Raw genomic sequence first — 2,645 nt, 5'->3', positions numbered from 1 at the left:
TTTTAGTCGCCTACTACGCTGCAACTACTCGATCGCTGTCAGCTGAGCCTGAGCTAGCTTACCCCGCACCTCACAAATCCATTACGACGCGGCTTTAAAATTTCACAAAATCGCCCGCGCCGCATTCAAATCTACGGAATTTAAATAACTTTTATACAAAATTTGATAAGCTTATTTCGGTCAAAATTTTATCTTTAAAAGGACGAAAAATGAAAAAGGTCATCACTTGCGTCGATCAAAATGCGCTTGCCCCGGCGGTTAGAGATTACGGAATTTACGTCGCTAAAACCTTGGGTGCCGAGCTCGTGTTTATTCACGTGGTTGAAATCCCGGAGCTTGGCGAGAATTTTTATGGGCTAGCCGCAGGCGGGATCGTCCTAGGAGAGAATGATATCCTTGCAAATAGCTACGGAAGTCCCACACTAGGCGGCGTGGATGCGGAGAAAGACCACGAAGAAGCTGAAGCGATGCTGGATGAATATATCTGCGCTGCGACTGCTGCAGGTGTAAAGGCAAATAAAATCATTAAAGATGGCGATTTTATCGACGTTATCGCCGAGTACAAGGACGAAGCTGAAATTTTTGTACTCGGTATCAAGGGCTCAAATAACGAGGACGTAGGCTTTAACGCAAGCGTGCTGATAAAGGAGCTTCACGTGCCGTCGCTGCTCGTAAATAAGGAATTTTCACCGATTAACTCCGTGCTCATTGCGTTTGACGGCACTGACGCGGCGAAACGCACGCTTGAGTTTATAAAGAGCTCAAAGCTTCTTGCGAGCGCACATAAGCATGTCTTGCACATCAATCTCGATACCGCAGAGGGCGAGCGGATGCTAAATCTGGCGCGCGAAATTTTAGGCACTCAAACCGCCACTTTCAAATACATCCAAGCCGAAGTGCCCGCCGATGAGATCATCAAATATTGCCGCGCTAATAACCTCGATCTGATCGCTACCGGTGCCTTTACGAAAGGGTTTTTCAAAAAGCTCTTTTTAGGCAGCGTCTCCGAAGACATCTTGCACAATGCGCTTGTACCGGTGCTAGTGCTATCGTAATCGCAAGACCAAACGCCGATAAACGCTAAATTTTAAAATTTAACGCCAAGCTTGGAGGCGGAATTTTAGAATTTTAAATTTTTCAATCTTTCGTTTTTCAAATTCATATACTTTTTAAAATTCATAGAAATTTTGCTTAATAATTAGTCAATATATCTTATTAAATTCCGTTAAATTAGTAATTGCATATAAAATTTTATGATTTAGTTTATTAAAAATTTTATTATTATTTAAGAAGAATTGTAAGATAATCCCGCCAGTAAATTGATATAGATTATAAAATCTAAAAATGATTTTTATGAAAAAGGGTAAAATCTTACTTTCTTTTGCGCTACTTTGCTCGCCGTTTTGGCTTACTGCGGCGCAAAATAGTGGCACTTCTCAAAACTCATCTGTCGCAAGCTCTGCCTCTAAAATTTCGTCATCGCAAAGCTCTGTGCAAAAGCATGGAAGTCGCCCTACCACTGTAAATTCCACGCCGCAGGGCAACATTGTCGTAAGTTCCGCTACTAAAGGCATTGCACAAAATTCCACGCCGCAAAGCGGTAACGCGGCAAATTCTACGCTTCAGAGCTCGGACGGCGATAATCTCGGCACCATAAACGTCACGGGCAAGGCCGATCTGTCCACTACCGAGGGCACGGGCTCTTATACGACTGGCAATATGAGCACCGCGACGGGGCTAAATTTAAGCATAAGAGAAACGCCGCAATCGGTATCGGTCGTATCGAATCAAGTGATAAAGGATCTAAATTTGAACAACGTAGATAGCGCGCTACGCTATACTCCGGGGATTACGCTGCGTAACGACAGCGGCAGAATGCGTATAAACTCGCGCGGATTTGATATAGATAATATCCAAGAAGACGGAATGATTAGCTCGGTTTCCTCCTCTGTGCAAGGTCCTTTGGGCTTTTCAAAAGAATTTACCGATCTTACTTTTTACGACCGCGTCGAGGTTTTGCGCGGTGTAGCGGGGCTTACTCAAAGCAACGGCGAGCCCGGCGGTACGGTAAATTTAGTTCGTAAGCGCCCTAGCGATGAATTTGGTTTTAACGCAAGCCTAAGCGGCGGAAGTCGGGATAATTATCGTAGCATGATCGACGTAACGGATGCGATAAATCAAAGCGGCACCGTGCGCGGACGCTTGATCGGCGTAGCAGGCAAAGAGGGCGCTTACAAACATTACGCTAACGGCTGGCACAGCGCGGTGGGTGGATTATTTGACTTTGACATCGGCGAGAAGACTTTGCTAAGCACGGGCGTGATCTATCAAAAATCAAGAGGCGTTTATGATGTTTTCGGCGTTCCGGTTATAGACGAGCGGGGGAATCTTTTAAATTTAAGCCGCAAAAGCTATTTCGGTTCGAATTGGGATAGAAGCGAGTATAGAAAATACAACGCCTTCACCGAGCTAAGCCATGAATTGAGCGACGATACGAAAGCCTACGTGAAAGTGAATTATACCGATAGCAAAGGTATGTTTAAATTTGGCTCCCTAGGCGGAGTAAATCCGTATAACGGCACTACGTCGCATAATCCTGGGCAAGGCTGCTTCGATTGTTCCAATCGGGCTCTAGGATCAAGTCT

At 45.0% G+C, this 2,645-nt stretch carries 2 protein-coding genes; both read left to right on the top strand.

Annotated elements, in window-relative coordinates; translation table 11 throughout:
• The first annotated feature begins 209 nt into the window (after nt 1-209).
• Nucleotides 210-1,055, top strand: a complete 846-nt coding sequence (locus tag Q0277_RS06230) for a universal stress protein (protein ID WP_297996553.1) — start codon at nt 210-212, stop codon at nt 1,053-1,055.
• A 298-nt stretch (nt 1,056-1,353) separates the two neighbouring features.
• Nucleotides 1,354-2,645: TonB-dependent receptor plug domain-containing protein (locus Q0277_RS06225; protein ID WP_297996551.1), on the top strand; the 1,292-nt coding region annotated here is incomplete at its 3' end.

This window comes from uncultured Campylobacter sp., from assembly GCF_938030815.1.
Classification (GTDB): domain Bacteria; phylum Campylobacterota; class Campylobacteria; order Campylobacterales; family Campylobacteraceae; genus Campylobacter_B.
Note: the sequence above shows the minus strand (reverse complement) of the source record. Positions and strands in the feature narration are given on the sequence as shown.